This is a genomic window from Pandoraea vervacti (genome assembly GCF_000934605.2).
Classification (GTDB): Bacteria; Pseudomonadota; Gammaproteobacteria; order Burkholderiales; family Burkholderiaceae; genus Pandoraea; species Pandoraea vervacti.
This window is the reverse complement of record NZ_CP010897.2, coordinates 5,241,011-5,263,236: the sequence shown is the minus strand read 5'-3', so window position 1 is coordinate 5,263,236 and position 22,226 is coordinate 5,241,011. Positions and strand designations below refer to the sequence as shown.

The window sequence follows — 22,226 nt, the reverse complement described above, 5'->3', positions numbered from 1 at the left end:
GGAACTCGTGTCTGGACGAATGGCGTCAATGCTACCGCCGAAATGTGGGAGTGTACGAATTCGCCGCGCCGCGCAAAACGTGGCGAGTGACAGCGGCTACGCCTGACACGACAGAAACGGCTAGCGGAATTGATAGCTTGACTCGCAGGCTCGTCCGTTTTCCTGTCCGCCATCCCCGTTCGCGGTTCATCCAGCGTTCATCGGGCGTTCATCGGGCGTGCATCGGGCGTTCATCGGGCGTGCATCGGGCGCTAATCGGAGGTTCATCCGGTCGTTGCGACGGGGCGCCCCGGTTCGCGTTGACCGGACCGCATCAGCCGTAGCGCGGGCGACCCTGCACCGTGTATAGCGTGTCGAGCCGCTCCAGCTCGGCGATCGCCCATTCGAGTTCCCGCAACGACGGATTGTCGTGTCGCGACGGGCGTCGACGTGGCGGCGCCAGCGCGCCCTCGGCCGCGCTCGCGGTCGATGTCGGCGCGGGCTTCGGCGTCGAGGTCGATGGGGCGACGGCGGGAAAGTCGGGGGCGACCGGGCTCGGCGTAGATGTCCCGGTCCGTAGCGGCGACGGGCAGAGGCGCTGGCGAGCTTGCGAATGCGATGCCGGCGTCAGGGATTCACGCGTCGCGCCATAGGCGAACTCGCGATAACGTTGGTGACCCAGGTGGAGATGCTCGGCAAGTGCCTGAACGAGATTGTCGCACGGCGCCACGGTGCGCATTCGCAGGTTCGACGTCTGAAAGTGCGCCGGGATATCGCCAAACAGGTCGCCAAACCGTGCCGCGGCATGCGCTTGCGGCGTCTGCCCGGTCAATTCGAGGGTCTGTGGGACGGATAACGAGACGAACAACGTATGGGTCACGCCATCGGCCGGAATTCGCAGGTACGCGCCGAGCATGGCGTCGTGCACCACGGGTTCGCCGACGGGCACATGGAGTTCCGGGTGAGTGAACGGCACCCGAATGCCGTGGCGGCGGGCTTCCTGCTCGCTGGTGATCACGCGTTGGAACGTGAGTTGCGGCACTTCGAGGTACGCGTTCGTCCTGCGCAGCAGTCGTTGCCACCCCGGCAATAGCTGATTCAGACGCTTGTTCAGACGACGCACCAGTGCGGGTACGGCGTACGGACCTTGCGATTCGGCGGCGTGCGCCTCGAAGAAGCGCTGCTCGAGTGAGCGGGTGTTGCGGCCGTCTTCGGTCAGCGCCTCGCGCAATCCGGCGGGCAGCGACGCTTCGCAGCCCGCCAGCATGAGGCGTGTCGCGCTCACATCGAGGTGCACGTCCGCCGGGAGGTCGAGCAGGCAATTCTCCCCGTCGTCCCGACTACCCACCACGCATATCGGCCGTACGTCCGACAGTCGCTCGGCGAAAACCCGGGCGCGCGTGACGGGTGGGCGGTGCGAAGGCTGGACCCAATCGAGCGACGGCCTGCTCGTCGGGGCACTCGTCAAACCGAGGCGACTCGGTGCCGAGGCGACGCGCGTGAGCGTCGTCGCGAGATTCCAGGTGTGCCCGGTGGGCACAGTCCACCCGTTTGTGAACGTCAGGGCGGTCGTCAACCATTCTCCAAGCGAAACATGCATCGTCGTCACTCCAGTTGGGGCACGGGGCGTTGCCCGTGGTGGCCGGAGTATTCCCGCTGTCCGGATTCGGGCTGTCGTGTCGGGACGCCTTCGTTTGCAATCCCGACGCGCGTGCCCGAGCCGTCAGACGATGGCGGCGCGCACGCTCGGCGGCGCTTCGCGTAGCAACGAGCGCAAGCGCCGGAGCGCGCTTGCCAGACGTTCGGGGTCGCGCACCCCGCCCAGCGAGATGCGGATGGCGTTAGGGGCATCGGATGTGAGGCAAAAGGCGTCGGCAGGGGTGACGGCCAATCCCTCGGCGCGCGCGGCGATGGTCAGCTCGCGGGCGGTCCAGGGCGCTGGCAGGGCGTGCCAGAGATGAATGCCCTGAACCGGTGAGGTGAGGCCGTCCCCGAGAATGTCGGCGGCGATCGCCTGACGTTGCGCGGCGGCTTCCTTCACGCCGTTCATGATGCGATCTGCCGTCCCGTCATGAATCCACTGGGTGGCCAGCCCCGCCATCAGGGGCGGGGCCATCAGCGCGAAGGAATGCAGCGTGCTCAGGAAGGGGTCGCGTGCGCGTCCGTTGGCAAGCCTGACATAGGCGGTGCGCAGGCCGGGGGTGAGGCATTTCGACAGCGTCGAAATATAGTGAACGCGATGCGGCGCGAGACGGGCCAGGGGCGGTGGGGCATCCGGGCTGAGGCGCCAGTACGGATCGTCCTCGATAAATGTCAGATCGAGTTGCTCGGCAAGCGCGATCAGCTCGTGGCGGCGGCGCTCGGGCATGGTGCGTGTGGTGGGGTTCTGAAGCGTCGGGTTCAGATAGACGAGGCGCGCGCGGTGCTGTCGGGCGGACGCGGCAAGGGCGTCGGGTAGCATGCCGTCGTCGTCGACGGCGACGCTTACCAGGGGGCGTCCGAGCGAGCGGGCCGCACTGCGAACGCCCGGATAAATGATCGGCTCGCACAGGAGGGTTTCATCGCGTGCAGTATCCATGAGCAGCAACGCGGCCAACGTGGCCTGGGCGCCGGGACAGACGAGCACGTCGACAGGGTCGAGCTCACCGAGCATCGGTGTGAGCCACAGCGCGCCCGCCTGGCGGTCCGCCACACCGCCATCACCTAACTGATAGGCCATGAGCCTGGAAGCGTCGGTGTGACGCAGCACGTCGTCCATGCCCTTTTGCAACAGTTCGCCGAGGAACAGCCCGGCGGGCGCGGGCGGAATGTTCATGCCCAGGTCCAGCACCTGATCGAGGGCCACGCGCGGCGTGCTCACGAATGTGCCGAGCGGGCCGCGGCCTTCGATGGCGTTACGGTCGCGCGCACGATTGTAGGCGCGCGTGACCGTCGTGAAATCGATACCCAGCCACGACGCCAGTTCCCGCTGGGCCGGCAACCGGTCACCGGGGCGCAGACGCCCGTCGGCGACGGACTGCTCGATGAAGCTCGCCAGACGCAGATATCGGGGCCCTTTGCCCGCCGAGAGGGCGGGCTTCCAGAAGGCGGCGCGCAGGGTGTCGTGGGAGCTTTCCATAGCGATGTCGGTATTATGTATGGATATTTGCGCGTGAATTCGCAGTGTATGCAGTGTAGTTTGCATACATGTGGGTCGCAAGACTTGAATTTGACAGGCGCCATCCCGACTTCGGATCGATGCGTGAACCTGTGTTTGGGCCTGTGTTTGGACGTTAACAATCAACGACTTACGAGGCAAACACACGCGAAAGTGCGTTGACACTTGCGCGGGGCGCAGGTATAGTCGCAGGCTCCGGTTTTTCCGGCGGCATGGCCGTGCCTAATGCAAAGTGCTTATGCATCAAGCGTTTAGGTGCGGATGATCCGCAGGGGTAGCCGGGAGTATGCAGTAAGGTCGCATGACGGCCCGCCTTGGCTTTCATGCTTTTGACACGTTTAGGAAATCACAATGCCAACGATTAACCAATTGGTCCGCAAGCCGCGCACCTCTGCTCAAATCAAGAGCAAGAGCCCGGCACTGCAGGACTGCCCGCAGCGTCGCGGCGTGTGCACTCGTGTGTACACCACGACGCCGAAGAAGCCGAACTCCGCTCTGCGTAAGGTTGCCAAGGTGCGCCTGACGAACGGTTTCGAAGTCATTTCGTACATCGGTGGTGAAGGCCACAACCTGCAGGAACACTCGGTCGTGCTGATTCGCGGCGGTCGTGTGAAGGACTTGCCGGGTGTGCGTTACCACATGGTGCGCGGTAGCCTCGACACGCAAGGCGTCAAGGACCGTAAGCAGGCCCGTTCGAAGTACGGCGCGAAGCGTCCGAAGGCCTAAGCGGCTTAGCGGATATACGTTCGGTGATGGTGGTGCATCGTCACTGAGTAAGTGGTCACTCGGCCAGCGAATGGCTAGTAGGTGGCCTGGAGCCTGGCTCCAACTGAATCAATTAAGGAAGAAATCATGCCGCGTCGTCGCGAAGTCCCCAAGCGCGAAGTGTTGCCCGATCCGAAGTTCGGCAACGTTGAAGTCGCTAAATTCATGAACGTGCTCATGCTTGCCGGCAAGAAGTCGGTGGCAGAGCGCATCGTTTATGGTGCTTTCGAGCAGATCCAAACCAAGGCGGGCAAGGATCCGCTGGAAGTCTTCAACACCGCTCTCGGTAACGTGAAGCCGGTGGTTGAAGTCAAGAGCCGCCGTGTTGGCGGTGCAAACTATCAGGTTCCGGTCGAAGTGCGTCCGTCGCGTCGTATGGCATTGGCGATGCGTTGGTTGCGTGAGGCCGCGAAAAAGCGTAGCGAGAAGTCGATGGCCCTGCGCCTGGCAGGTGAGCTGATCGAGGCCTCGGAAGGCCGTGGCGGCGCCATGAAGAAGCGTGACGAAGTTCACCGCATGGCCGAAGCCAACAAGGCATTCTCGCACTTCCGCTTCTGACGCTGGCAAGCAGTACCTAGAGCAGAAACCGGGGCGGGTGCGCATGAGAAATTGCGCCTCGCCCGTTTGTGTTAGTAGCCCCCTCAAAAATGGCGGCTACATTGAAAGAGGCTTAAAGTGGCTCGTACAACCCCTATCGAGCGCTACCGCAACATCGGTATTAGCGCTCACATCGACGCAGGTAAGACCACGACGACCGAGCGCATTTTGTTCTACACCGGTGTGAACCACAAAATCGGTGAAGTGCACGATGGCGCGGCGACGATGGACTGGATGGAGCAGGAACAAGAGCGTGGCATTACGATTACGTCGGCTGCCACGACCTGCTTCTGGTCCGGCATGGCCAACAACTATCAAAAGCACCGCATCAACATCATCGACACCCCGGGGCACGTCGACTTCACGATTGAAGTCGAGCGCTCGATGCGTGTTCTCGATGGCGCGTGCATGGTGTATTGCGCCGTGGGTGGCGTGCAGCCCCAGTCGGAAACCGTTTGGCGTCAGGCCAACAAGTACGGCGTGCCGCGTCTGGCGTTCGTCAACAAGATGGACCGCACCGGCGCGAACTTCTTCAAGGTCTATGACCAGTTGAAGAACCGTCTGAAGGCAAACCCGGTGCCGGTGGTGGTGCCGATCGGCGCTGAAGAAAACTTCAAGGGCGTGGTCGACCTCATCAAGATGAAGGCGATCATTTGGGACGAAGCGTCCCAGGGCATGAAGTTCGACTACACCGACATTCCGGCCGAACTCCAAGCTGAAGCCAAGAAGTGGCGTGAAGGCATGGTCGAAGCCGCTGCCGAGTCGAGCGAAGAGATGATGAACAAGTACCTGGAAGAGGGCGACCTCTCCGAGGCTGACATCATCGAAGGCCTGCGCCTGCGTACCATCGCCTGCGAAATTCAGCCGATGCTGTGCGGTACCGCGTTCAAGAACAAGGGTGTGCAGCGTATGCTGGACGCCGTGATCGACTTCCTGCCGTCGCCGGTCGACATTCCGCCGGTCAAGGGCACGGACGACAAGGAACAGCCGGCCGAGCGTAAGGCTTCGGACGACGAGAAGTTCTCGTCGCTGGCGTTCAAGATCATGACGGACCCGTTCGTTGGTCAGCTGATCTTCTTCCGCGTGTACTCGGGTGTTGTGAACAAGGGCGACACGCTGCTCAATTCGGTCAAGGGCAAGAAGGAACGCCTGGGCCGTATCGTGCAGATGCACGCGAACCAGCGTGAAGAAATCGACGAAGTGCGCGCTGGCGACATCGCCGCTGCCGTCGGCCTGAAGGACGCAACGACCGGTGACACGCTGTGCGACCCGTCGGCCCCGATCGTGCTCGAGCGCATGGTGTTCCCGGAGCCGGTGATTTCGCAGGCTGTCGAGCCGAAGACCAAGGTCGACCAGGAAAAGATGGGCCTCGCCCTGAACCGCCTGGCGCAGGAAGATCCGTCGTTCCGCGTGCAAACCGATGAAGAATCGGGTCAGACCATCATTTCGGGTATGGGCGAGCTCCACCTCGAAATTCTGGTGGACCGCATGAAGCGCGAATTCGGCGTGGAAGCCAACATCGGCGCTCCGCAGGTTGCCTACCGCGAAACCATTCGCAAGTCGGCAGCCGATGTGGAAGGCAAGTTCGTCAAGCAGTCGGGCGGTCGCGGCCAGTTCGGTCACGCTGTCATTACGCTTGAGCCGAGCGAGCAGGGCGCGGGTTACAAGTTCATCGACGAGATCAAGGGTGGTGTGATTCCGCGTGAATACATCCCGGCCGTTGACAAGGGTATCCAGGACACCCTGAAGAGCGGTGTTCTCGCCGGCTTCCCGGTGGTCGACGTCACGGTTCACCTGACGTTCGGTTCGTACCACGATGTGGACTCGAACGAAAACGCGTTCCGCATGGCCGGTTCGATGGCTTTCAAGGAAGCCATGCGCCGCGCCAGCCCGGTCATTCTCGAGCCGATGATGGCTGTGGAAGTGGAAACGCCGGAAGACTACATGGGTAACGTGATGGGCGACTTGTCGAGCCGTCGCGGCATTATCCAGGGCATGGACGACATGGTCGGCGGCGGCAAGATCGTGCGCGCTGAAGTTCCGCTGTCGGAAATGTTTGGTTATTCGACCGCGCTGCGTTCGGCCACGCAAGGCCGCGCCACGTACACGATGGAGTTCAAGCACTACGCTGAAGCTCCGAAGAACGTGAGCGAAGCCATCATCAGCGCCAAGAGCAAGTAATTGAATTGAGGGGTGTCTGCATCATGCGATGCAGCGCCCGTCACACTGTTTAATCGTCTATTCAGTATCTGAGGATTCGGAAATGGCAAAGGAAAAATTCGAGCGGACCAAGCCGCACGTGAACGTCGGTACCATCGGTCACGTTGACCACGGCAAGACCACCCTGACGGCTGCTATCGCAACGGTTCTGTCGGCCAAGTTCGGCGGCGAAGCCAAGAAGTACGACGAAATCGACGCAGCGCCGGAAGAAAAGGCACGCGGCATTACCATCAACACGGCACACATCGAGTACGAAACGGCGACGCGCCACTACGCACACGTTGACTGCCCGGGCCACGCCGACTACGTCAAGAACATGATTACCGGTGCTGCCCAGATGGACGGCGCTATCCTGGTTTGCTCGGCAGCTGACGGCCCGATGCCGCAAACGCGCGAGCACATCCTGCTGGCCCGTCAGGTTGGCGTGCCGTACATCATCGTGTTCCTGAACAAGTGCGACATGGTCGACGACGCCGAGCTGCTCGAGCTGGTCGAAATGGAAGTTCGCGAACTCCTCTCGAAGTACGAGTTCCCGGGCGACGACACCCCGATCATCAAGGGTTCGGCCAAGCTGGCGCTGGAAGGCGACAAGGGCGAACTGGGCGAAGTGGCCATCATGAACCTGGCCGACGCACTGGATTCGTACATCCCGACGCCGGAGCGCGCTGTCGACAAGCCGTTCCTGATGCCGGTCGAAGACGTGTTCTCGATCTCGGGTCGCGGCACGGTGGTGACGGGCCGCGTTGAGTCGGGCATCGTCAAGGTCGGCGAAGAAATCGAAATCGTCGGTATCAAGATGGACGGCGACAAGCCGCACATCGACAAGACGACCTGCACGGGCGTTGAAATGTTCCGCAAGCTGCTCGACCAAGGTCAGGCAGGCGACAACGTCGGTATTCTGCTGCGCGGCACGAAGCGTGAAGACGTTCAGCGTGGTCAGGTTCTGGCCAAGCCGGGCTCGATCAAGCCGCACATGGAATTCACGGCCGAAGTGTACGTGCTGTCGAAGGATGAAGGTGGTCGTCACACCCCGTTCTTCAACAACTACCGTCCGCAGTTCTACTTCCGTACGACGGACGTGACGGGCTCGATCAGCCTGCCGGCCGACAAGGAAATGGTCATGCCGGGCGACAACGTTTCGATCTCCGTCAAGCTGATCGCTCCGATCGCCATGACCGAAGGTCTGCGCTTCGCTATCCGCGAAGGTGGCCGTACGGTGGGTTCGGGCGTCGTTGCCAAGATCGTCGCCTAATACGGATCGATGGGTGGCGAGGGGTTTCGGCCCTTCGCCATCGTCATTCTGTTCGCTCTTTGTGATTTACCCGGCGCCCGAACGAGGGTTGCCACGCTCTTTGGAGAATTTCCATGCAGAACCAAAAGATTCGTATCCGCCTGAAGGCTTTCGACTACCGCCTGATCGACCAGTCGGCCGCCGAAATCGTTGAGACCGCCAAGCGCACCGGCGCCATCGTCAAGGGCCCGGTGCCCCTGCCGACGCGCATCGAGCGTTTCGACATCCTGCGCTCGCCGCACGTCAACAAGACGTCGCGCGACCAGCTCGAAATCCGCACGCACCAGCGCCTGATGGACATCGTCGATCCGACGGACAAGACGGTTGACGCGCTGATGAAGCTGGACCTGCCGGCTGGCGTCGACGTCGAAATCAAGCTGCAGTAAGGCTTGCGAGCGGTTTCGCTCTCGAAAGCCCCGCCAATGCTGGACCCGGCGGGGCTTTTGTTATGTGATTTAGCAACACTTGTCAAGCGATAAAAGTCCGCCTATAATGGCGGGCTCAAGTGTAGTTTTGAAAAGATGGCCCACGTCCGTGGACCATCCTTTTGTCATTTAGCCCCGGCCAATCGCAGTCGGGAATGGAGAAAATCATGAGCCTTGGCCTTGTCGGTCGCAAGGTTGGCATGACGCGTATTTTCACGGACGACGGCGATTCGATTCCCGTCACCGTGCTCGACGTGTCTAACAACCGTGTGACGCAAATCAAGACGGATGAAACGGACGGCTATACCGCCGTTCAAGTCACTTTCGGCAATCGTCGCGCTACGCGCGTGACCAAAGCCGCCGCCGGTCACTACGCGAAAGCGGGTGTCGAAGCCGGTGAAATCCTCAAGGAATTCCGCATCGATGCTGCCAAAGCTGCTGAACTGCAGCCGGGCGCAGTGGTCGGTGTCGACCTGTTCCAGGTGGGCCAGAAGGTCGACGTGCAAGGCGTGTCGATCGGTAAGGGCTACGCCGGTACCATCAAGCGTTACAACTTCGCTTCGGGTCGCGCATCGCACGGTAACTCGCGTTCGCACAACGTTCCGGGTTCGATCGGTATGGCGCAGGATCCGGGTCGTGTGTTCCCGGGTAAGCGCATGACGGGTCACCTGGGTGACGTCACGACGACGGTGCAGAATCTCGAAATCGCGCGCATTGACGCTGAACGTGGCCTGATCTTCGTGAAGGGTGCCGTTCCGGGCGCCAACGAAGGCAAGGTTTTCGTGACCTCGGCCGTCAAAGCCAAACTCGCGAAGGGAGCGTAACAATGGAACTGAAGCTCCTGGATGAGCAAGGTCAGGAAGGCGCTGCGGTCAACGCGTCGGACGTCGTGTTCGGCCGTGACTACAACGAAGCGCTGATCCATCAGGTTGTGGTGGCTTATCAAGCCAACGCCCGCAGCGGCAATCGTGCGCAGAAAGACCGTGAACAGGTCAAGCACACGACGAAGAAGCCGTGGCGTCAGAAGGGTACGGGCCGTGCTCGTGCCGGTATGTCGTCGAGCCCGCTGTGGCGCGGCGGTGGCCGTATCTTCCCGAATTCGCCGGAAGAGAACTTCACCCACAAGGTCAACAAGAAGATGTACCGCGCCGGTGTGTGCTCGATTCTGTCGCAGCTCGCCCGTGAAGGTCGTCTGTCGGTCGTCGAAGACATCAAGCTTGATGCCCCGAAGACCAAACTGCTCGCTGAAAAGATCAAGGCCATGGGCCTTGAGTCGGTGCTGCTGATCACGGATAGCGTGGACGAGAACCTGTTCCTGGCCTCGCGCAATCTGGCTCACGTTGCCGTCACCGAGCCGCGTTTCGCCGACCCGCTGTCGCTCATCTACTTCAAGAAGGTGCTGCTGACGAAGGGCGCGATCGCCAAGATTGAGGAGATGCTGTCATGAGCGACGTGCGTAAAAACGACCATCGTCTGTACCAGGTCTTGCTCGCGCCGGTGATCTCCGAGAAGGCGACGCTGGTGGCTGACAAGAATGAACAAGTGGTGTTCCAAGTTGCACGCGACGCGAACAAGCAAGAAGTGAAGGCTGCTGTTGAGCTTCTCTTCAAGGTTGAAGTCGAGTCGGTGCAAATCCTGAACCGTAAGGGCAAGCAAAAGCGCTTTGGCCGCTTCATGGGTCGTCGTGACCACGAGAAGAAGGCTTACGTGAGCTTGAAGCCGGGTCAGGAAATCAATTTTGAAGCGGAGGCCAAGTAATCATGGCACTCGTCAAAACGAAACCGACGTCGCCGGGCCGCCGTTCGCTGGTCAAGGTCGTCAACAAGGATCTGCATAAGGGCAAGCCGTTCGCCCCGCTGCTCGATACCAAGAGCAAGACCGCTGGCCGTAACAACAACGGTCACATCACCACCCGTCATATGGGTGGCGGTCACAAGCAGCACTACCGTATCGTCGACTTCCGTCGTAACAAGGACGGCATCACGGCGAAGGTTGAGCGTCTTGAGTATGACCCGAACCGCAGCGCGAACATCGCACTGCTGTGCTACGCCGACGGCGAGCGTCGTTACATCCTTGCACCGAAGGGCATGACCGTCGGCCAGCAAGTGGTGAGCGGCTCTGAAGCGCCGATCAAGGCTGGCAACACGCTGCCGATCCGTAACATTCCGGTCGGTACGACGATTCACGGCATCGAACTGCTGCCGGGCAAGGGTGCGCAAATCGCCCGTGCCGCTGGCACGTCCGCCATGCTGCTGGCTCGCGAAGGCACGTACGCTCAAGTGCGTCTGCGTTCGGGCGAAGTCCGTCGCGTGCACATCGAGTGCCGCGCCACCATCGGTGAAGTCGGTAACGAAGAGCACAGCCTGCGCCAATTGGGCAAGGCCGGTGCAAAGCGTTGGCGCGGTATTCGCCCGACCGTTCGCGGTGTGGCGATGAACCCGGTGGATCACCCGCACGGTGGTGGTGAAGGTCGTACGGCTGCTGGTCGTCATCCGGTCAGCCCGTGGGGTCAGCATACCAAGGGTAAGCGTACCCGCTCGACCAAGCGCACCGACAGCATGATCGTTCAGCGTCGCAAGAAGCGTTAATTGGAGCTAGCAAATGACTCGTTCTGTTAAAAAAGGTCCGTTTTGCGACGCTCATCTGCTGAAGAAGGTGGAAGCAGCAGCCGCATCGCGTGACAAGAAGCCGATCAAGACCTGGTCGCGCCGTTCGACCGTCCTGCCCGATTTCATCGGTCTGACGATCGCTGTGCACAATGGCCGTCAACACGTGCCGGTGTACGTGACGGAAAACATGGTCGGCCACAAGCTGGGTGAGTTCGCTCTCACCCGTACCTTCAAGGGCCATGCGGCCGACAAGAAGGCGAAGAAATAAGGGGCCGATCATGGAAGTGAAAGCAATTCATCGCGGTGCCCGTATCTCGGCGCAGAAGACGCGTCTGGTCGCTGACCAGATTCGCGGCCTGCCGCTGGAGCGTGCGCTCAATGTTCTGACCTTCTCGCCGAAGAAGGCCGCGGTCATCATCAAGAAGGTGCTCGAGTCGGCAATCGCCAACGCCGAGCACAATGAAGGTGCTGACATCGACGAGCTGCGCGTTAAGGGCATCTACGTTGACAAGGCGACCTCGCTCAAGCGTTTCACCGCGCGCGCCAAGGGCCGTGGTAACCGCATCGAGAAGCAAACCTGTCACATCACTGTGACGCTGGGCAACTAAGGGGTCACGATGGGACAGAAAATTCATCCGACTGGCTTCCGTCTGGCTGTCAGTCGTAACTGGGCTTCGCGTTGGTACGCGAACAACCAGGATTTCGCGAAAATGCTGCAGGAAGACATCGGCGTTCGCGATTACCTGAAGAAGAAGCTGAAGAACGCTTCGGTTGGCCGCGTGGTCATCGAACGTCCGGCCAAGAATGCACGTATCACGATTTTCAGCTCGCGTCCGGGCGTTGTGATCGGCAAGAAGGGCGAGGACATCGAAATCCTCAAGGCTGAGCTGCAAAAGCGCATGGGCGTGCCCGTGCACGTGAACATCGAAGAAATCCGCAAGCCGGAGACCGATGCGCAGCTGATCGCCGACTCGATCGCTCAGCAGCTCGAGCGCCGTATCATGTTCCGTCGCGCAATGAAGCGCGCGATGCAGAACGCGATGCGTCTGGGTGCCCAGGGCATCAAGATCATGAGCGCTGGCCGTCTGAACGGCATCGAAATCGCTCGTACCGAGTGGTACCGCGAAGGTCGTGTGCCCCTGCACACCCTGCGCGCTGACATCGACTACGCAACCTCGGAAGCGAAGACGACGTACGGCATCATCGGTATCAAGGTGTGGGTGTACAAGGGTGACACGCTGGGCCGCAACGACGCTCCGGTGGCTGAAGAGCCGGCCGAAGAAAAGCGTCCGCGCCGCAACGCGCGTCCGGGCGACCGTCGCCCCCGTCGTGACGACGCTGGCGACAAGGCCGGTGCGAAGCGCGGTGGTGCACGCCGTCCGGCTGGCAAGCCTGAAGGCGACGCCAAGACTGGAGAATAATCATGCTGCAACCGAAACGCAGAAAGTATCGCAAAGAGCAGAAGGGCCGTAACACTGGCGTCGCCACCCGTGGCAACGAAGTGTCGTTCGGCGAATTCGGCCTGAAGGCGGTCGGTCGTGGTCGTCTGACGGCTCGTCAAATCGAAGCTGCTCGTCGCGCTATGACCCGCCACATCAAGCGTGGTGGCCGTATCTGGATCCGTATCTTCCCGGACAAGCCGATCTCGCAAAAGCCGGCAGAAGTGCGTATGGGTAACGGTAAGGGTAACCCGGAGTACTACGTCGCCGAGATTCAGCCGGGCAAGATGCTGTACGAAATGGACGGTGTGGATGAAGCGCTGGCGCGCGAGGCGTTCCGCCTGGCCGCAGCCAAGCTGCCGATTCAGACGACGTTCTTCGTACGTCGCCTTGGCGCCTGAAGGGAGAATTTGAAATGAAAGCATCCGAACTTCGTGCCAAGGATGTCGACGGCCTGAACAAGGAACTGTCGGATCTGTTGAAGGCCCAATTCGGTCTTCGCATGCAAGCGGGCACCCAACAGCTGAGCAACACCAGCCAGCTGAAGAAGGTGCGCAAGGACATCGCGCGTGTGCGTACCGTGTTGACTGAGAAGGCGAGCCAGAAATGAACGATACCGCTAAGACTTCGCTGAAGCGCACCCTCGTGGGTCGCGTTGTCAGCGATAAGATGGACAAGACGGTTACCGTGCTGATCGAGCGTCAAATGAAGCACCCGCTCTACGGCAAGTACATCGTGCGCTCGAAGAAGTACCACGCGCACGACGAAACCAACCAGTACAAGGAAGGCGACCTGGTCGAGATTCAAGAATCCCGTCCGCTGTCGAAGACCAAGGCCTGGACGGTTGCCCGTCTCGTGGAAGCTGCCCGTATCATCTAAGGCAGTCTGAAGCGAAGGCTTGACTTGCAAGTCCGGAATTATCATTGTATAATTCCGGACTTTCCGCTTCTTTCGCCAAAACCGGTCTTTGGTTTCGCAAGGAAGTGGATGGCTTCCGAGGCCGATCCGTATCCTCTACGGGTCTGGATGAGGTAGCAAGGTTGTCCACTTTTGAACGACTCAACCCAAACGGCACCCTTTGGTGCTGACGGGGACCAAGACTGACCGACGCTTATGTGTCGGATTAAGTTGGGAAGATAACACCATGATTCAAACTGAAACCCGGCTCGAAGTAGCCGACAACACCGGTGCGCGCGAAGTGATGTGCATCAAGGTGCTGGGCGGCTCCAAGCGTCGCTACGCCGGCATTGGCGACATCATCAAGGTCAGCGTCAAGGATGCTGCCCCGCGTGGTCGCGTCAAGAAGGGCGAAATCTACAACGCAGTGGTCGTGCGCACCGCCAAGGGCGTGCGTCGCCAGGACGGCTCGCTGGTCAAATTCGACGGCAATGCCGCCGTGCTGCTTAACACCAAGCTCGAGCCGATCGGCACCCGTATCTTCGGACCGGTTACGCGTGAACTGCGTACCGAACGCTTCATGAAGATCGTGTCGCTGGCCCCGGAAGTGCTGTAAGGAGCCGACACATGAACAAGATTCGCAAGGGTGACCAAGTCATCGTTCTGACGGGTAAGGACAAGGCCAAGCGTGGCACGGTTCTGGCCGTTGATGGTGACAAGCTGGTCGTCGAGGGCGTGAACGTTGCCAAGAAGCACGTCAAGCCGAACCCGATGAAGGGCACGCAAGGTGGCGTGGTCGACAAGACGATGCCGATCCACGTTTCGAACGTGGCGCTGGTGGATGCCAATGGCAAGCCGTCGCGCGTGGGCATCAAGGTCGAAGACGGCAAGAAGGTCCGCTTCCTCAAGACGACCGGTGCGGTCGTCGGTGCCTAAGTCGCAGGGAGTATAGATAATGGCCCGTTTGCAAGAATTCTATAAGGACAAGATTGTCGCCGAGCTCACGAAGCAGTTCGGTTACAAGTCCGTCATGGAAGTGCCGCGCATCACCAAGATCACCCTGAACATGGGCCTTGGTCAAGCCGTCGCTGACAAGAAGATCATTGAGCACGCCGTTGGCGACCTGACGAAGATCGCCGGCCAGAAGCCGGTGGTGACGAAGGCTCGCAAGGCTATCGCCGGTTTCAAGATCCGCGAAGGTTACCCGATCGGTACGATGGTGACGCTGCGCGGCGAGCGTATGTTCGAATTCCTGGATCGTTTCATCACCGTGGCTCTGCCGCGCGTGCGTGACTTCCGTGGTATTTCGGGTCGTGCGTTCGACGGTCGTGGCAACTACAACATCGGTGTGAAGGAACAGATCATCTTCCCCGAAATCGAGTACGACAAAATCGACGCACTGCGTGGTCTGAACATCAGCATCACCACGACTGCGAAGACTGACGAAGAAGCCAAGGCTCTTCTGTCGGCGTTCAAATTCCCGTTCCGTAACTGAGGTAATCGTGGCTAAACTGGCACTTATCGAACGCGAAAAGAAGCGCGCCCGTCTGGCGGCGAAGTACGCTGGCAAGCGTGCTGACCTCAAAGCGATCATCGAAGACACCAGCAAGTCGGAAGACGAGCGTTATGAAGCACGTCTGGCGCTGCAACAGCTGCCGCGTAACGCCAACCCGACGCGTCAACGCAATCGTTGCGAGCTGACCGGTCGTCCGCGCGGCACGTTCCGCAAATTCGGCCTGGCCCGTAACAAGATCCGTGAAATCGCCTTCCGTGGCGAAATCCCGGGCGTGACCAAAGCAAGCTGGTAATAGGAGAAGCACCATGAGCATGAGCGATCCTATCGCCGATATGCTGACTCGCATCCGCAACGCTCAGATGGTTGAGAAGGCATCGGTGAAGATGCCCTCGTCCAAGCTGAAGGTCTCGATCGCCAAGGTCCTGAAGGACGAAGGCTACATCGAAGATTTCGCGGTTGAAGCAGAAGAAACCAAGCCGGTGCTGAACATCGCACTGAAGTACTACGCTGGCCGTCCGGTGATCGAGCGCCTCGAGCGCGTTTCGCGCCCGGGTCTGCGTGTGTACAAGAGCCGCAACGACATCCCGCAGGTCATGAATGGCCTGGGCGTTGCAATCGTCTCGACCCCGAAGGGCGTGATGACGGATCGCAAGGCACGCGCCACCGGCGTGGGCGGCGAAGTCATCTGCTACGTGGCCTAACCGAGGAGAGTTGAAATGTCTCGAGTAGGTAAGAGTCCCATTGCGCTGCCGAAGGGCGTTGAAGCAACGCTGGCTGGCAATGTGCTGACGGTCAAGGGTGCCCTGGGTTCGCTGACCCGCGGCGTGAACGCCCTCGTGAACGTCAAGATCGAAGACGGCACCATCACCTTCGCCCCGGCCGACGAAAGCCGTGAAGCGAACGCGCTGTATGGTACGGAACGTGCACTGGTCAACAACATGGTGACCGGTGTGAGCAAGGGTTTCGAAAAGAAGCTGCAACTCGTTGGCGTGGGTTACCGTGCCAAGGCTGAAGGTAACAACCTGAAGCTCGAGCTGGGTTTCTCGCACGATGTCGTGCATGCCATGCCGGAAGGCGTGAAGGCAGAGACCCCGACGCAGACGGAGATCATCATCAAGGGCGTTGATAAGCAACGCATCGGACAAGTGGCTGCGGAAGTTCGCGGTTACCGTCCGCCCGAGCCCTACAAGGGTAAGGGCGTCCGCTATGCGGACGAGGTGGTGATCCTCAAGGAAACCAAGAAGAAGTAAGGGTGCGAAACATGGACAAGAAACAATCTCGTGTGCGCCGTGCTCGCCAGACTCGTATCAAGCTGGCAGCTCAAAAGGTGCATCGCCTTTCCGTGCATCGCACCAACGTGCACATTTACGCGCAAGTTTTCTCGGAAGACGGCACGCAAGTGCTGGCCAGCGCTTCGACGCTGGAAGCCGAAGTGCGCAAGGAACTGGGCGACAAGGAAGGCAAGGGTGGCAACGCTGCCGCTGCTGCATTGATCGGTCGTCGTATCGCCGAAAAGGCGAAGGCTGCCGGCATCGAAAGCGTGGCTTTCGACCGCTCGGGCTTCCGCTATCACGGTCGCGTCAAGGCTCTGGCCGACGCTGCCCGTGAAGCCGGCCTCAAGTTCTAAGTAAGGATCCGTCATGGCAAAGATGCAAGCGAAAGTTCAGGCTGACGAACGCGACGACGGCCTTCGCGAGAAGATGATCGCGGTCAACCGTGTCACGAAGGTTGTGAAGGGTGGCCGTATTCTCGGTTTTGCCGCGTTGACCGTGGTTGGTGACGGCGATGGCCGCATCGGCATGGGCAAGGGCAAGGCGAAGGAAGTCCCGGTTGCCGTTCAAAAGGCAATGGAACAAGCCCGCCGCAACATGTTCAAGGTTGCTCTGAAGAATGGCACCCTTCAACACAACGTTCTCGGCCAGCATGGCGCCTCGCGCGTCCTGATGTCGCCGGCGAAGGACGGTACTGGCGTGATCGCTGGTGGCCCGATGCGTGCGGTGTTCGAGGTGATGGGCGTGACCAACGTGGTGACGAAGAGCCTCGGCTCGACGAACCCGTACAACCTGGTCCGCGCCACGCTCGATGGCCTGAAGAAACAATCGACTCCTGCTGACATCGCCGCTAAGCGTGGCAAGTCGGTGGAAGAGATCCTCGGCTAAGGGTGATCAATATGTCGCAGCAAACTGTGAAAGTTAAGCTGGTCAAGAGCCTGATCGGTACGCGCGAAGACCATCGCGCCACCGTCAAGGGTCTGGGCCTGCGTCGCCTCAATTCGGTCAGCGAGTTGCAGGATACGCCCGCTGTGCGGGGCATGATCAACAAGGTCTCGTACCTTGTGAAGATCGTCGACTGAGCGAGGGCAAAATGGAATTGAATTCGATTAAGCCGGCAGAAGGCGCCAAGCACGCCAAGCGCCGCGTTGGCCGTGGCATCGGTTCGGGTCTGGGTAAAACCGCCGGCCGTGGTCACAAGGGTCAGAAGTCGCGTTCGGGTGGCTTCCACAAGGTGGGCTTCGAAGGCGGTCAAATGCCGCTGCAACGTCGTCTGCCGAAGCGTGGTTTCAAGTCGCTGACGCGTCGTTTCGTGGGCGAAGTTCGCCTGTCGGACCTGAACAACCTGCCGGTCGACGAGATCGATCTGCTGGTTCTGAAGCAGGCCGGTCTGGTGAGCGAGCTGTCGCTGTCGGCCAAGATCATCGCCGCAGGCGAGATCACCCGCAAGGTCGTTGTGAAGGGTCTGGGCGTCACCAAGGGTGCGCTCACGGCAATTCAGGCGGCCGGCGGTTCGGTCGCAGAGTAAGTTAGGACACCCCGGAGCCAGCATTGGCCAAGTCTCCTAATCTCGCTAAGCCTGGTACGCAGGGCCCGAAGTATGCGGATCTGCGCCGGCGGCTGGTTTTTCTGCTGCTGGCGTTGATCGTCTACCGTATTGGTGCGCATATCCCGGTGCCGGGCATCGACCCCGATCAGCTGGCGCAGTTGTTCCAGCGCCAGTCGGGCGGGATCCTGGGCATGTTCAACATGTTCTCTGGCGGTGCGTTGTCGCGTTTCACGATCTTCGCGCTGGGGATCATGCCGTACATTTCAGCGTCGATCATCATGCAGTTGCTGGCGATGGTATCGCCGCAATTGGAAGCTTTGCGTAAGGAAGGCCAGGCCGGACAACGCAAGATCACGCAGTACACCCGGTATTTCACGGTGGTGCTTGCGCTCTTCCAGGCAGCTGCGATTGCGGTGACGTTGGAGAGCGAGCCGGGGCTCGTCGTCGATCCGGGCATGTTGTTCCGCCTGACGACGGTGATCACGCTCGTGACCGGCACGATGTTCCTGATGTGGCTGGGTGAGCAAATCACCGAACGCGGCCTCGGTAACGGTATCTCGATCATCATCTTCGGTGGTATCGCGGCCGGTTTGCCGAACGCAGTAGGCGGCTTGTTCGAGCTCGTCAGCACGGGTTCGATCGGTCCGTTCTCGGCGATCGTGATCTGTGTCCTGGTGGTGCTGGTGACGTTCTTCGTCGTTTTCGTCGAACGTGGTCAGCGCAAGATCCTGGTGAACTACGCCAAACGTCAGGTCGGCAACAAGGTGTACGGTGGTCAGGCTTCGCACCTGCCGCTCAAGCTGAACATGGCAGGCGTGATTCCGCCGATCTTTGCATCGTCGATCATCCTGTTCCCGGCAACGATCGCGAATTGGTTCGGCGCAGGTGATAACGCGCGCTGGCTCAAGGATATCGCGGCGAAGTTGTCGCCGGGTCAGCCGATCTACGTGATGCTCTACGCACTGGCGATCGTGTTCTTCTGCTTCTTCTACACCGCACTGGTGTTCAACAGCAAGGAGACCGCCGAGAACCTGAAGAAGAGCGGAGCGTTTGTCCCGGGGATTCGTCCGGGCGACCAGACGGCGCGGTATATCGACAAGATCCTGACGCGTCTGACACTGGCCGGCGCAGCTTATGTCACCCTGGTGTGTTTGCTGCCTGAGTTTCTGGTGTTGCGTTGGAATGTCCCGTTCTACTTCGGTGGAACCTCACTGCTGATTATCGTGGTGGTGACGATGGACTTCATGGCGCAAGTGCAGTCGTATGTGATGTCGCAACAGTATGAGTCGCTGCTCCGCAAAGCGAATTTCAAGGGCGGCAATAACATGACGCTTCGCTGATCCGGGATCATGTCGAAAGACGACGTTATTCAAATGCAGGGTGAGGTCCTTGAAAACCTCCCCAATGCCACCTTCCGGGTAAAGCTGGAAAATGGCCATGTAGTACTCGGACATATTTCCGGCAAGATGCGGATGCACTACATCCGTATCCTTCCTGGGGATAAGGTGACGGTAGAGTTGACGCCCTACGATCTGTCGCGTGCGCGGATCGTCTTCCGGGCGAAGTGATTAGAGAGAGGGAATTGTCATGAAAGTTTTGGCATCTGTTAAGTGCATCTGCCGCAATTGCAAGTTTGTGAAGCGCAAAGGCGTGCTGCGCGTGATCTGCAGTTCGGATCCGCGCCACAAGCAACGTCAGGGCTAATCGGCCTTTAACGCTATTTAGTTGGGGAATTACGAATGGCTCGTATCGCAGGGGTTAACATCCCGAACCACCAGCACACCGCTATTGGCCTGACGGCTATTTACGGTGTCGGCCGCACGCGCGCTCGCCAGATTTGCGACGCCGCCGGCGTGGCGTACTCGAAGAAGGTCAAGGACCTCGACGACGCCGATCTCGAAAAGCTGCGTGACCAAGTGGGTCAACTGACGGTCGAAGGCGACCTGCGCCGTGAAGTGACCATGAGCATCAAGCGCCTGATGGACCTGGGCTGCTATCGTGGTATGCGTCACCGCAAGGGCTTGCCGCTTCGTGGTCAGCGTACCCGTACCAATGCGCGTACCCGCAAGGGCCCGCGTAAGGCCGGCGTCTCGCTGAAGAAGTAACCAGAGGATAGGAACTCATGGCTAAGCAACAGAACAACGCCGCTTCGCAGCGCGTTCGCAAGAAGGTCAAGAAGAGCGTTGCCGAAGGCGTCGTGCACGTCCACGCTTCGTTCAACAACACCATCATCACGATCACTGATCGTCAGGGCAATGCGCTGGCATGGGCGACGTCGGGTGGCCAGGGCTTCAAGGGTTCGCGTAAGTCGACCCCGTTTGCTGCCCAGGTTGCTGCAGAGTCGGCTGGCCGCGTCGCGCTGGAATACGGTGTGAAGAACCTCGAAGTTCGCATCAAGGGCCCGGGCCCGGGTCGCGAATCGGCGGTTCGTGCACTGAATGCGCTGGGTATCAAGATCACGGCCATTTCGGACGTGACGCCGGTCCCGCACAACGGCTGCCGTCCGCCGAAGCGTCGTCGTATCTAAGACGCTTCAGAAAATCCTGCTATAATCGCGGGTTCGCGCACGGTCTCGGCCGTGCGCGTAGTAATTTCTAAGACCACCGTCCGGTACATTGGTACCGGACTTGCGTAGTGGACAAAGTTCGCTGCGTCAAATTTTGAGATAAAGGAACAACCGTGGCACGTTATATCGGCCCGAAGGCCAAACTCTCCCGTCGTGAAGGTACTGACCTCTTCCTGAAGAGCGCACGCCGCTCGCTCGCCGACAAGTGCAAGCTGGATAGCAAGCCGGGTCAGCATGGCCGCACGTCGGGTGCTCGTACGTCGGACTACGGCAACCAGCTGCGCGAAAAGCAGAAGGTCAAGCGTATTTACGGCGTGCTTGAGCGTCAGTTCCGTCGTTATTTCGCGGAAGCCGACCGCGTCAAGGGCAACACGGGTGAAAACCTGCTGCAACTGCTCGAGTCGCGCCTGGACAACGTCGTGTACCGCATGGGCTTTGGTTCGACCCGCGCTGAAGCGCGCCAACTCGTTGGCCACAAGGCAATCGTGGTAAACGGCGTTGTGTCGAACATCCCGTCGATCAAGGTCAAGGCCGGCGACGTTATCGCCGTGCGCGAAAAGGCCAAGAAGCAAGTGCGTATTCAAGAAGCACTGACGCTGGCTGAGCAAGTCGGTTTCCCGATCTGGGTTTCGGTTGACGCCAAGAAGATGGAAGGCACTTTCAAGGCACTGCCGGAACGTAGCGATATCGCGGGCGACATCAACGAAAGCCTGATCGTCGAATTGTATTCGCGTTAATCCGTATGATGCTGACGCGCCTCACGGCGCGTTTTGCGTTCCGTGCAGGTTGTCACCCATCAGCCTTATCGGTGTAACGAGCCGAGGGTATTGAAAAGGAAACCTATGCAAACCAGTTTGTTGAAGCCCAAGATCATTGCGGTTGAGCCGGTCGGTGAGCATCACGCCAAAGTCGTGATGGAGCCGTTCGAACGTGGCTATGGCCACACCTTGGGCAACGCGCTTCGCCGCGTGCTGCTGTCGTCGATGGTGGGCTATGCGCCGACCGAAGTGACGATCGCCGGCGTTGTGCATGAATATTCCACCATCGACGGTGTCCAGGAAGACGTTGTCAACTTCCTGTTGAACCTCAAGGGTGTCGTGTTCAAGCTGCATAACCGTGACGAAGTCACCGTTACGCTGCGCAAGGATGGTGAAGGTGTGGTGCGCGCTTCGGATATTGAAGTGCCGCACGATGTGGAACTGATCAACCCCGATCACGTGATCGCGCATCTGGCCAAGGGCGGCAAGCTCGACGTTCAGATCAAGATCGAAAAGGGTCGTGGTTATGTCCCGGGTAACGTTCGCCGTTATGGTGACGAGTCGGCCAAGGTTATCGGCCGTATCGTTCTCGACGCGTCGTTCTCGCCGGTCAAGCGTGTGAGCTATGCGGTCGAATCGGCCCGTGTGGAACAGCGTACGGACCTGGACAAGCTCGTGATGAACATCGAAACCAACGGTGTGGTGTCGCCGGAAGAAGCGATCCGTCAATCGGCTCGCATTCTCGTCGACCAACTGTCGGTGTTTGCTGCGCTGGAAGGCACGGAAGCCGCCAGCGAAGCGCCGTCGCGTGCGCCGCAGATCGATCCGATTCTGCTGCGTCCGGTGGACGATCTCGAGTTGACGGTGCGTTCGGCCAACTGCCTGAAGGCCGAAAACATCTACTACATCGGCGACCTGATCCAGCGTACCGAGAACGAATTGCTCAAGACCCCGAACCTGGGTCGCAAGTCGCTCAACGAAATCAAGGAAGTCCTTGCCTCGCGTGGTCTCACGCTGGGCATGAAGCTCGAAAACTGGCCGCCGGCTGGTCTCGAAAAGTAAGTGGTAAGACATGGCCGCCTTCGGGCGGCCGTGTCGCTACGTAAGTGCGGCGCGTCGGAAATATCCGATACGGCCGAATGCGAAGGTACCGGCCCGCGGTGTTTGTCACCGATAGAAGAGCTTGG

The 22,226-nt window shown here is 59.9% G+C and carries 34 protein-coding genes; 32 read left to right on the top strand and 2 right to left on the bottom strand.

All coding sequences use genetic code 11. The features are described from left to right. Window positions 1–313: 313 nt before the first annotated feature. Together UC34_RS23015 and UC34_RS23010 are read right to left on the bottom strand one after the other, a co-directional pair. Window positions 314–1,327, bottom strand: a complete 1,014-nt coding sequence (locus UC34_RS23015; protein WP_157123277.1) for a hypothetical protein — start codon at window positions 1,325–1,327, stop codon at window positions 314–316. Between the two features lie 375 nt (window positions 1,328–1,702). Next, entirely contained in the window at window positions 1,703–3,097 is a 1,395-nt protein-coding gene (locus UC34_RS23010; protein ID WP_174556774.1) for an aminotransferase-like domain-containing protein, read from the bottom strand. Window positions 3,098–3,487: 390 nt separating this feature from the next. On the opposite strand from UC34_RS23010, the gene rpsL reads away from it, so the two are divergent. The 32 genes from rpsL (at window position 3,488) to UC34_RS22850 (ending at window position 22,101) form a co-directional block, all read left to right on the top strand. Further along, window positions 3,488–3,862: a 30S ribosomal protein S12 gene (rpsL, locus tag UC34_RS23005; protein ID WP_010804142.1), complete on the top strand. Its 375-nt coding sequence runs from the start codon at window positions 3,488–3,490 to the stop codon at window positions 3,860–3,862. Between the two features lie 126 nt (window positions 3,863–3,988). Then, window positions 3,989–4,459, top strand: coding sequence for a 30S ribosomal protein S7 (gene rpsG / locus UC34_RS23000; protein ID WP_023593821.1), 471 nt, complete (start codon window positions 3,989–3,991; stop codon window positions 4,457–4,459). 117 nt (window positions 4,460–4,576) lie between these two features. Next, window positions 4,577–6,679 carry an elongation factor G gene (fusA, locus tag UC34_RS22995; RefSeq protein WP_044457330.1) on the top strand — a complete coding sequence of 701 codons (2,103 nt, stop codon included), beginning with the start codon at window positions 4,577–4,579 and terminating at the stop codon, window positions 6,677–6,679. Window positions 6,680–6,761: 82 nt separating this feature from the next. Continuing rightward, window positions 6,762–7,970 carry an elongation factor Tu gene (gene tuf / locus UC34_RS22990; protein WP_044457329.1) on the top strand — a complete coding sequence of 403 codons (1,209 nt, stop codon included), beginning with the start codon at window positions 6,762–6,764 and terminating at the stop codon, window positions 7,968–7,970. A gap of 113 nt (window positions 7,971–8,083) precedes the next feature. Next, on the top strand, window positions 8,084–8,395 hold the full coding sequence (gene rpsJ, locus UC34_RS22985; protein WP_010804138.1) for a 30S ribosomal protein S10: 312 nt from the start codon (window positions 8,084–8,086) through the stop codon (window positions 8,393–8,395). A 206-nt stretch (window positions 8,396–8,601) separates the two neighbouring features. Continuing rightward, complete coding sequence (rplC, locus tag UC34_RS22980) at window positions 8,602–9,258, top strand: 50S ribosomal protein L3 (RefSeq protein ID WP_052811201.1); 657 nt, start codon at window positions 8,602–8,604, stop codon at window positions 9,256–9,258. A 2-nt stretch (window positions 9,259–9,260) separates the two neighbouring features. After that, window positions 9,261–9,881 (top strand): 50S ribosomal protein L4, encoded by a 621-nt coding sequence (rplD, locus tag UC34_RS22975; protein ID WP_044457327.1) that lies wholly within the window; start codon window positions 9,261–9,263, stop codon window positions 9,879–9,881. Further along, complete coding sequence (rplW, locus tag UC34_RS22970; RefSeq protein WP_010804135.1) at window positions 9,878–10,192, top strand: 50S ribosomal protein L23; 315 nt, start codon at window positions 9,878–9,880, stop codon at window positions 10,190–10,192. The genes rplD and rplW overlap by 4 nt, the downstream gene beginning before the upstream one ends. Before the next feature lie 2 nt (window positions 10,193–10,194). Then, window positions 10,195–11,022, top strand: a complete 828-nt coding sequence (gene rplB / locus UC34_RS22965) for a 50S ribosomal protein L2 (protein WP_044457326.1) — start codon at window positions 10,195–10,197, stop codon at window positions 11,020–11,022. A 13-nt stretch (window positions 11,023–11,035) separates the two neighbouring features. After that, window positions 11,036–11,311, top strand: a complete 276-nt coding sequence (rpsS, locus tag UC34_RS22960) for a 30S ribosomal protein S19 (RefSeq protein ID WP_010804133.1) — start codon at window positions 11,036–11,038, stop codon at window positions 11,309–11,311. 10 nt (window positions 11,312–11,321) lie between these two features. Further along, window positions 11,322–11,651 (top strand): 50S ribosomal protein L22, encoded by a 330-nt coding sequence (rplV, locus tag UC34_RS22955; RefSeq protein ID WP_023593826.1) that lies wholly within the window; start codon window positions 11,322–11,324, stop codon window positions 11,649–11,651. A gap of 9 nt (window positions 11,652–11,660) precedes the next feature. Beyond that, the gene (gene rpsC / locus UC34_RS22950) at window positions 11,661–12,464 is read left to right on the top strand and encodes a 30S ribosomal protein S3 (protein WP_039393724.1); all 804 of its coding nucleotides are present in this window, start codon (window positions 11,661–11,663) and stop codon (window positions 12,462–12,464) included. 2 nt (window positions 12,465–12,466) lie between these two features. Then, window positions 12,467–12,883 (top strand): 50S ribosomal protein L16, encoded by a 417-nt coding sequence (rplP, locus tag UC34_RS22945; RefSeq protein ID WP_010804130.1) that lies wholly within the window; start codon window positions 12,467–12,469, stop codon window positions 12,881–12,883. A 14-nt stretch (window positions 12,884–12,897) separates the two neighbouring features. After that, complete coding sequence (gene rpmC, locus UC34_RS22940) at window positions 12,898–13,092, top strand: 50S ribosomal protein L29 (RefSeq protein WP_010804129.1); 195 nt, start codon at window positions 12,898–12,900, stop codon at window positions 13,090–13,092. Beyond that, window positions 13,089–13,361: a 30S ribosomal protein S17 gene (gene rpsQ, locus UC34_RS22935; protein WP_039393722.1), complete on the top strand. Its 273-nt coding sequence runs from the start codon at window positions 13,089–13,091 to the stop codon at window positions 13,359–13,361. Before rpmC ends, rpsQ begins: the two co-directional genes overlap by 4 nt. 265 nt (window positions 13,362–13,626) lie before the next feature. Further along, window positions 13,627–13,995 carry a 50S ribosomal protein L14 gene (gene rplN, locus UC34_RS22930; protein ID WP_010804127.1) on the top strand — a complete coding sequence of 123 codons (369 nt, stop codon included), beginning with the start codon at window positions 13,627–13,629 and terminating at the stop codon, window positions 13,993–13,995. 11 nt (window positions 13,996–14,006) lie between these two features. Further along, a complete protein-coding gene (gene rplX / locus UC34_RS22925; RefSeq protein WP_023593828.1) occupies window positions 14,007–14,315 on the top strand; it encodes a 50S ribosomal protein L24 in 309 nt (102 codons plus the stop codon). Between the two features lie 19 nt (window positions 14,316–14,334). Beyond that, window positions 14,335–14,874 carry a 50S ribosomal protein L5 gene (gene rplE, locus UC34_RS22920; RefSeq protein ID WP_023593829.1) on the top strand — a complete coding sequence of 180 codons (540 nt, stop codon included), beginning with the start codon at window positions 14,335–14,337 and terminating at the stop codon, window positions 14,872–14,874. Between the two features lie 7 nt (window positions 14,875–14,881). Next, on the top strand, window positions 14,882–15,187 hold the full coding sequence (gene rpsN, locus UC34_RS22915; protein ID WP_039393717.1) for a 30S ribosomal protein S14: 306 nt from the start codon (window positions 14,882–14,884) through the stop codon (window positions 15,185–15,187). Window positions 15,188–15,200: 13 nt separating this feature from the next. Beyond that, the gene (rpsH, locus tag UC34_RS22910; protein ID WP_010804123.1) at window positions 15,201–15,596 is read left to right on the top strand and encodes a 30S ribosomal protein S8; all 396 of its coding nucleotides are present in this window, start codon (window positions 15,201–15,203) and stop codon (window positions 15,594–15,596) included. Between the two features lie 15 nt (window positions 15,597–15,611). Beyond that, window positions 15,612–16,145, top strand: a complete 534-nt coding sequence (gene rplF, locus UC34_RS22905; protein ID WP_023593831.1) for a 50S ribosomal protein L6 — start codon at window positions 15,612–15,614, stop codon at window positions 16,143–16,145. A gap of 11 nt (window positions 16,146–16,156) precedes the next feature. Further along, entirely contained in the window at window positions 16,157–16,522 is a 366-nt protein-coding gene (gene rplR / locus UC34_RS22900; protein ID WP_010804121.1) for a 50S ribosomal protein L18, read from the top strand. 13 nt (window positions 16,523–16,535) lie between these two features. Beyond that, on the top strand, window positions 16,536–17,054 hold the full coding sequence (gene rpsE, locus UC34_RS22895; RefSeq protein ID WP_039393711.1) for a 30S ribosomal protein S5: 519 nt from the start codon (window positions 16,536–16,538) through the stop codon (window positions 17,052–17,054). Between the two features lie 11 nt (window positions 17,055–17,065). Further along, a complete protein-coding gene (gene rpmD / locus UC34_RS22890) occupies window positions 17,066–17,248 on the top strand; it encodes a 50S ribosomal protein L30 (RefSeq protein WP_023593832.1) in 183 nt (60 codons plus the stop codon). An 11-nt stretch (window positions 17,249–17,259) separates the two neighbouring features. Further along, entirely contained in the window at window positions 17,260–17,694 is a 435-nt protein-coding gene (rplO, locus tag UC34_RS22885) for a 50S ribosomal protein L15 (protein ID WP_039393709.1), read from the top strand. Window positions 17,695–17,717: 23 nt separating this feature from the next. Beyond that, complete coding sequence (gene secY, locus UC34_RS22880) at window positions 17,718–19,055, top strand: preprotein translocase subunit SecY (RefSeq protein ID WP_039406340.1); 1,338 nt, start codon at window positions 17,718–17,720, stop codon at window positions 19,053–19,055. A gap of 9 nt (window positions 19,056–19,064) precedes the next feature. Beyond that, window positions 19,065–19,283, top strand: a complete 219-nt coding sequence (infA, locus tag UC34_RS22875) for a translation initiation factor IF-1 (RefSeq protein ID WP_010804116.1) — start codon at window positions 19,065–19,067, stop codon at window positions 19,281–19,283. A 19-nt stretch (window positions 19,284–19,302) separates the two neighbouring features. After that, window positions 19,303–19,419: a 50S ribosomal protein L36 gene (gene rpmJ / locus UC34_RS22870; protein ID WP_010804115.1), complete on the top strand. Its 117-nt coding sequence runs from the start codon at window positions 19,303–19,305 to the stop codon at window positions 19,417–19,419. Between the two features lie 35 nt (window positions 19,420–19,454). Beyond that, the gene (rpsM, locus tag UC34_RS22865) at window positions 19,455–19,820 is read left to right on the top strand and encodes a 30S ribosomal protein S13 (RefSeq protein WP_044457325.1); all 366 of its coding nucleotides are present in this window, start codon (window positions 19,455–19,457) and stop codon (window positions 19,818–19,820) included. A gap of 17 nt (window positions 19,821–19,837) precedes the next feature. Beyond that, entirely contained in the window at window positions 19,838–20,242 is a 405-nt protein-coding gene (rpsK, locus tag UC34_RS22860) for a 30S ribosomal protein S11 (protein ID WP_010804113.1), read from the top strand. A 152-nt stretch (window positions 20,243–20,394) separates the two neighbouring features. Then, entirely contained in the window at window positions 20,395–21,018 is a 624-nt protein-coding gene (gene rpsD / locus UC34_RS22855; RefSeq protein ID WP_044457324.1) for a 30S ribosomal protein S4, read from the top strand. A gap of 105 nt (window positions 21,019–21,123) precedes the next feature. After that, on the top strand, window positions 21,124–22,101 hold the full coding sequence (locus UC34_RS22850; RefSeq protein ID WP_039393697.1) for a DNA-directed RNA polymerase subunit alpha: 978 nt from the start codon (window positions 21,124–21,126) through the stop codon (window positions 22,099–22,101). Window positions 22,102–22,226 lie beyond the last annotated feature (125 nt).